Source organism: Desulfonatronospira sp. MSAO_Bac3 (assembly GCF_003838035.1).
GTDB classification, from domain to species: domain Bacteria; phylum Desulfobacterota; class Desulfovibrionia; order Desulfovibrionales; family Desulfonatronovibrionaceae; genus Desulfonatronospira; species Desulfonatronospira thiodismutans.
On sequence record NZ_QYZY01000298.1, the window covers coordinates 23,875 to 30,893 of the forward strand.

At 53.4% G+C, this 7,019-nt stretch carries 3 protein-coding genes; 1 reads left to right on the plus strand and 2 read right to left on the minus strand.

The genetic code is table 11. The annotated features are described in order from the left end of the window. The first annotated feature begins 109 nt into the window (after nt 1-109). Nucleotides 110-3,307 carry a PAS domain-containing hybrid sensor histidine kinase/response regulator gene (locus D5S03_RS10255; RefSeq protein WP_287043843.1) on the plus strand — a complete coding sequence of 1,066 codons (3,198 nt, stop codon included), beginning with the start codon at nt 110-112 and terminating at the stop codon, nt 3,305-3,307. 268 nt (nt 3,308-3,575) lie between these two features. On the opposite strand, the gene treZ is transcribed toward D5S03_RS10255, so the two are convergent. Both treZ and D5S03_RS10265 read right to left on the minus strand, forming a co-directional pair. Next, the gene (gene treZ / locus D5S03_RS10260; protein ID WP_287043844.1) at nt 3,576-5,342 is read right to left on the minus strand and encodes a malto-oligosyltrehalose trehalohydrolase; all 1,767 of its coding nucleotides are present in this window, start codon (nt 5,340-5,342) and stop codon (nt 3,576-3,578) included. Nucleotides 5,343-5,927: 585 nt separating this feature from the next. Beyond that, on the minus strand, nt 5,928-7,019 hold a 1,092-nt coding region (locus tag D5S03_RS10265; RefSeq protein ID WP_287043845.1), incomplete at its 5' end, for a glycosyltransferase.

Consider the following 7,019-nt stretch of genomic DNA (forward strand, 5'->3'; position numbering starts at 1 on the left):
ACTTAAACTCAAACAGGTCTGTTGTTTTTTCTGTTAAAAAAAGATAGGATAAAGTCAGGATTATGAAAACAGAAAAGATGCCATCCCTGCTGCATCCAAGGAGATTGTAATGCCCAAGAAATCTCCCAGAAAAATGCACGCCAATCCGCTGGAAAAGCCTTGCTTTGAGAGCCCTCAGGACATCCTGATGCATGCCCCTGTGGGCATATTCATCTCAACACCCAAGGGTCTGGCTGTTTCAGCCAATCATGCCCTGAGCCGCATGTTCGGCTATGATTCACCCGACGAATTCACCGGTACTGTCAAGGACATCTGGTCCCAGCTGTATGTGGACTCCGCTGACAGGGCGGAAATCATAAGCCTGGTGCATAAGCAGGGAGCGGTAAACGATCATGAATGCCGGATGCGCCGCAGGGACGGCAGTATTTTCTGGAGTTCCCAAAATATCCGTGCTGATCAGGACCAGCATGGACGACTCAACCATTACCAGGTTTTCATAACTGACATCAGTGCCCGAAAGCAAAGCCCTGAACCTTCGCCCACGGGCCTTACCAGTTATGTACTGGACACAATTCCGGATCTGATTTTCATCAAGGACATGCACGGCGTTTATATAGGATGCAACAGCGCATTCGCCAGCCACCTGGGCCGGGACAGGGATGAGATAACCGGTAAAAACGATTACCAGCTATACAGCGCCGAAATGGCAGACTTTTTCAGAGAAAAAGATAAGCAGGTGCTTAAAAGGGCTGCATCAGGCAGCAATGAGGAGTGGATATCATATCCAGATGGCCGGGAAATCCTCCTGGAAACCCTGAAAACACCATACCGCGACCAGCACGGAAACATCACGGGAATAGTAGGGATAGGCCGTGACATCACCGGTAGAAAGATGGCTGAAAAAGCCCTGGAAGAAAGTGAAAAGCGCTTCAGAATAGTCTTTGAAAATCTTCCTGGAGGTATTTTTATCCATGACCTGGATGGAAAAATTCTCATGGCCAACGATACTGCATGCAAAAATACCGGCTACTCCATGCAGGAACTTTTGAATATGTACATCAAGGACATTGACGTCCATGCCCTGAATCCGGAAGGCAGATTTGAAGCCTGGGATCTCCTCAGGGAGGGTCAGTCCATCTCCGTTGAATCTATGCACACCAGGAAAAACGGCTCTTCTTACCCTACCGAGGTATACCTGAACGCCATGAGCCTGGACGCCAAGCCGGTTATATTTGCCGTGGCCTTCGATATCACTGTACGCAAGCGCATGGAGAAGGCCCTGCAGGAAAGCGAGTCATCATTTAAGATGCTTGCTGAAAAATGTCCTATATCCATCATGCGCTTTGACCGTCATGGCAGGGTCAACTTTGTAAATGACTGGCATATCGACAAATTTGCGTTTAACAGGCTGGACAAGGATTTTTTCCTCAACAGATCGGTTCATGAACTGCCGGGCCTGGTCAACGCCGGAATAGACCATGAAGTTGCAAAAATCTTCAAAGGCCGGACAGTGGAAATGGACGAAGTCTTTTTTCCCGAGTTTGCAGCAGGCGGTCCCGGCTGGGTAAGCATAAGAGCCGTTCCTGTTTACGAGAAAGGGGTGGTTGCAGGGGGCATTCTGATCCGTGAAAACATAACCCAGCGCAAGAAGGCAGATGAGGCCCTGCGCATAAGTGAACAGAAATACAGGCAACTGTTCGAATCATCCCCTGTTTCCCTGTGGGAACTGGACTTCTCAGAAGTGAAAAAGCGTCTGGATGCACTCCAGGCCGAGGGAGTCCAGGATCTTCACTCCTATTTTGCAGGCCGTCAGGAGTTGATCTGGGAAATGGCTGACATGGTGAAGGTGCTCGATGTCAATCAGCAGAGCCTCAACCTCTTCAGGGCCCGGACAAAAAGGGAACTGATGACCGGAATAACCAGTATTTTCGACAAAGAGTCCCAAAACAAAAATTTTATACAGTTTTTAAAGGTGATGGCCTGCAGGGGGCAAGGTGTTGTCGTTGAAAGAGACCATGTAACACTGGACGGACAGAAACTGAAAACCCAGGTCTACTGGTCTGTTGCTTCAGGACATGAGCAGGACTACTCCCTTGTGCTGGCATGCATTGTGGACAACACTGATCTTTTGCAGACCAGGCAGCAACTTTACCAGGCCAAGGAGCAGGCCGTGGCCGCAAACCAGGCCAAATCACACTTCCTGGCCACCATGAGTCATGAAATCCGAACTCCCATCAACGGCATAATGGGGCTGATGCAGCTTATGCAGGACACCACCCTGGACAGGGAACAACAGGAGTATGTCGACCTGGCCCTTACCTCGGCTCAGCGCCTGACCAGGCTTCTATCGGACATCCTGGATCTATCCAGGGTGGAGGCGGGAAAAATGACCATCCAGGAAGAAAAGTTCAGTCCCAGGGATCTTGCCGGGTCCGTGGCCGAGCTGTTCAAGGTCACTGCAAAAGACAGGGGGGTCTCCCTGGAGTGCATCCTGGACCCGGGCCTGCCTGGTGAAATAATCGGCGACCCGGCCAGGGTCCGTCAGATACTGTTCAACCTTGTGGGCAATGCGGTTAAATACTCTGAACATGGAAACGTCAATCTGCACATGACGCCTGTGCCTGCAGGCAGAAATGAAGATATCCGGGTGCTTTTCATTGTCTCGGATACCGGAATCGGCATCCCGGAAGACAGGATCAAAACCCTGTTCGATCCTTTTGTACAGGTGGAGGACTATCAGACCAGAAAACACCAGGGAGCCGGGCTGGGCCTGGCCATCATCCGCCGTCTTACTCAGCTCATGGGCGGCAACATAAGCATTGACAGCACAGAAGGCGAAGGAACCGCAGTGTACGTTGCCCTGCCCTTCAAGCTGCCTGACAAGGCATCCCTGCCGGAGTATGAACAGCAACCGCAGTCAGATGAAACGACTCAGGGTCTGCGCATTCTCCTTGCTGAGGATGACGCATCCAACCAGTTTCCCATGCTGAAAATCCTGGAAAAAATGGGGCACGAGGTGGTGCTGGCTGCAGACGGTCAAGAAGTGCTGCAAATCCTTGAAGAACAGGATTTCAACTGCATCATTATGGACATCCATATGCCCATAATGAGTGGAACAGAGGCAGCCGGCATTATCCGCAGATCCAGAAAAATCGGCAACAATAGAGACATCCCCATCATTGCCCTGACCGCCAGTGCCATGCATGGCGATCGGGAGAAGTTTCTCCAGTCGGGCATGAACGACTACCTGGCCAAGCCGGTGAAGGCGGCTGATCTGCAACGGGTGCTCCAGAAACATGCAGGCTGAAGCCTGCCCTTCCCTGTGCCGCCCGGCATGTAAAGATGCTCTTTCAACGAAGGTCTCTTTACATCATCAAAACAGGTATCCCCGTAACCATTCAGGGGCACTCAGTTGAAGCTCCTGGCACAAGGTCATGGTAGTGATGATATCCCGGATGTGATCCCGGAGTTCAGAGTATGGGTTCTGCGCCCGGTGGAGGTGGTTATGAGGACGCAGTCCTCTACCGTAGGGAGCTCGACCGGGGAAGAAATACTGTTTTTCGGAAATGGCAGACCTAATTTAACCTGCAGCACAACACGGCCACACAGTGTCCGGGCAGAAAAAGGTCCCATCCGTAAAGGGCGGCATCCGCCTGAGAAGCCAGCACTATATGCAGGTTGGTGGCCTGTCCGTCCAGGGGAACTGTCTGCTGTGCCTGGGAAAAATTGCAGGCTACACATAACGGACCACGGCGCATAATCAGCCACCTTTTTTCTTCCTGGAATTCCACCCTGACCTGTTCAGGGCGTCCGCTGGTCAGCTCAGGATATTCCCGGCGCAGACGAATCAGCTGTTTGTACCAGTTCAGGATTTCCGCATGCCTGTCCTGACTCAGTTCCTGCCGGTCAAGCCTTGAACGGACAAAGGTTTCCGGGTCCTGCGGGTCGGGTATGTCCCCGGGATCCCATCCAAAACCCTTAAATTCCGCCAGCCTTCCGTGGAACACCTCCCTGGCCAGGCCTGCATCCTCGTGGGCTGTGAAATACAGAAAAGGTGTTCTGGCCCCCCATTCCTCACCTTGAAACAGCATGGGGATAAAGGGCGAAGTGAGCACCAGGGCCGCACCCATCTTGAGCTGACCCTGCGTCAGCAGTTGGCTGCTGCGCTCTCCCCGGGCCCGGTTGCCCACCTGGTCGTGATTCTGCAGGCAGCCCACATACCTGTGGCCGCAGATATCCGGAGCAGGACGGCCGTGCCTGCGACGGCGAAACTGCGAATAAATACCGTCATAAACAAAACCTTTTTCCAGGGCCTTGGCCAGGTGGGCAAGATCCCCGAAATCAGCGTAATAGCCCTGGCTTTCGCCGGTGAGGGCGGCGTGCAGGGCGTGGTGAAAATCCTCGTTCCACTGGGCATGCATCCCGTACCCGCCGGCCTGAAAAGGTCTGATGACGCGCGGGTCGTTCAGATCGCTTTCAGCTATAAGCACTAAGTGCCGGCCCAGACCGGCCTCCAGCTCTTTTACTTCCCAGGCCAGTTCTTCCAGGAAATGCCTGGCTGAAAAATCATACAGGGCATGCACCGCATCCAGGCGCAGTCCGTCAAAATGATAATCCCGCAGCCACATAAGGGCGTTTTCAATAAAAAAGCGGCGGACATCATCGCTGTAGGCCCCGTCCAGATTCACTGCATCCCCCCAGGGAGTGCGGTAGCGGTCGGTAAAGTAGGGCCCGAAGCGCGGCAGGTAGTTGCCTCTGGGTCCCAGGTGGTTGTAGACCACGTCCAGGATCACCCCCAGCCCGCGGCTGTGGCAGGCATTGACCAGCTCCTTGAGCTCTTCGGGGTGGCCGTAAACATGATGCGGAGCATAAAGGTTCACCCCGTCATAGCCCCAGCCCCGGCTGCCGGAAAATTCAGCCACCGGCATAAGTTCCACATGGCTCACACCCAGTTCCACTAAGTGGTCAAGCCTGTGCATCACGCCCTTGAATGTCCCTTCCGGGGAAAAAGTCCCCACATGCAGCTCATATATTACAGCCGAAGACAAGGGTACTGGCTGAAATCCCTGGTCACTCCACTCAAAGCGGCGGTGATCCAGCCGCCTGGACTGTCCTTCAATACCCCCGGGCTGCCAGGGTGAGCGGGGATCAGGAAAGGGACCCTCGCCATCAACAAGAAAAGAATAATCCTCACCGTGGCCGGGACTTTCTTCCGCCTGCCACCAGCCATTATCCTGGGGCAGCATGAGCTGTCTGTCCAGCCGGGTAACCAGGTCCACCCTCTGAGCCCTGGGCGCCCAGACCCGAAGCTGCGGGAGGGATGGCTTACAGGCATGATACATGATCAAGCCTCCCCACCGGCACTCCCCAATGGTTCAATGCAACCCCGGCACCCAGTCCTGAAGCTCTCTGATGTTTGCACAAGTACGCCCTGACCTCTCTTATGGCCACAATTACCGTTTTAATATTCATCTCCTGCTCATCTTTTTTAGAGTTGCTGCCTTCTTAAAATAACATGATACAATAAACACAGTAAACACCGGAAGTCAAACAGACGGAGCTTAGAGTACAGGGAAAAATTATCATTTTAGTAAAAACACAGCGAAACTTATGACTGACCTCCGGGGACTGGCTCTTTTGCCGCCGAATTTTTGAAGCATTTGCAAACTAGCGCGAGTTTATTACGCGCAGCGCAAATTTCGAGGAAATCTTTAATATTTTCAATATGTTTTTCAAACTAAAAATGTATACACTGAAGTAGAAACTATCTTAAAAAACCTTCAAGAGGCAGGGACTACCAGGCTATAGTCGAATCCAGACGGATCAATGGAAAACCTCGCCCTATTGTCCTGGAGCATCTCGGTACTGCTGAAAAACTCCTGAAACAGCTTCAATAAGAGGCAGGACCGCACAAGGTCAAAAGCGTATCATCCAAGCTCAATTCGATATCCAGCACCGTTTTCCAGTCCCACCATAAGGGTCAGGTATTCCCGCAGATGCCGGGTGAGTAAAAAGTTTTCCCGCACGAACTCCCTGGCCTTGTCCCCCATTTCCTGCATACGGTCTCTACGATGCAGAAGATACCGGATGCGCAGGGCCGCCCCCTGTGGAGTACGCACCAGAAAGCCGGTATGGTAGTTGATGACCTGAAGCCGGATACCACCGGTATCCCCGCCTATGACCGGCCGGCCCTTCCACAGGCCTTCGGTCACTGTGAGGCCGAAACCTTCCTTGACGGATTTCTGAATGACGATATCGGCCATGCGCTGCAGGGCATTGATCTTTCGGTGGGCATCCGGCGGCAGAAGCAGAATCTTGACGTCTGGATCATCCCCTGCTGCGGCCCGGACTTCCGTAAGAACGGCCTCGCCCTCAGGATCATCGTCAGCCGTGCCTCCGGCCAGGACCAATTGCAGCCCGGGCGTAAATTTTCTGGCCAGACGATGGGCCTCCACTACCCCCACCGGGTCTTTGAAGCGGTCAAAACGAGACACCTGAAGAACCAGGGAGCGCTCCGGGTCCAGGCCGAACTCCTTGCGTACATCTTCTATCTCCTCCTGAGGCAGATCAATATTCTTGTCACTTAAAGGATCAATACTGGGGGGAATGATATATTCCGGATGAGGCAGGGCCTGGGCAAAATCCGGCAGGGAAAAAACGCTTGCATCATACCCTGACACATGATCACGCAGGTAACGCCATACCGGACGGTAAGGACGGCTGGCGTCAATGTGGCAGCGCCACACCCAGCGCCCCTTGCGCCCGGGGCAGAGTCCCAGAAGGGGAGCCGGCTGAGGATCATGGATAAACACGAAATCGGCCTCTTCCAGGAGAGGGCGCAGTTCTTCAGCGTTTTCCCGGTTGATCTGTTCATAGGCCTCCAGGAGGGGCCGGGAAATTGGTGCGGCCAGCCCCTGCAAAGCATTGTGCATGGCCTTGGTGCACTGATAAAATTGTTCGTTGCCGCTTATGACCTCCCAGCGAACGTCCAGGCCCAGTTCAGCGGTAAGGGGCACCAG

Excerpts from the sequence above, each read along its gene's own strand:
- D5S03_RS10255 (WP_287043843.1), top strand. The coding sequence starts at position 110 with ATGCCCAAGAAATCTCCCAGAAAAATGCACGCCAATCCGCTGGAAAAG.
- treZ (WP_287043844.1), bottom strand. The coding sequence starts at position 5,342 with ATGTATCATGCCTGTAAGCCATCCCTCCCGCAGCTTCGGGTCTGGGCG.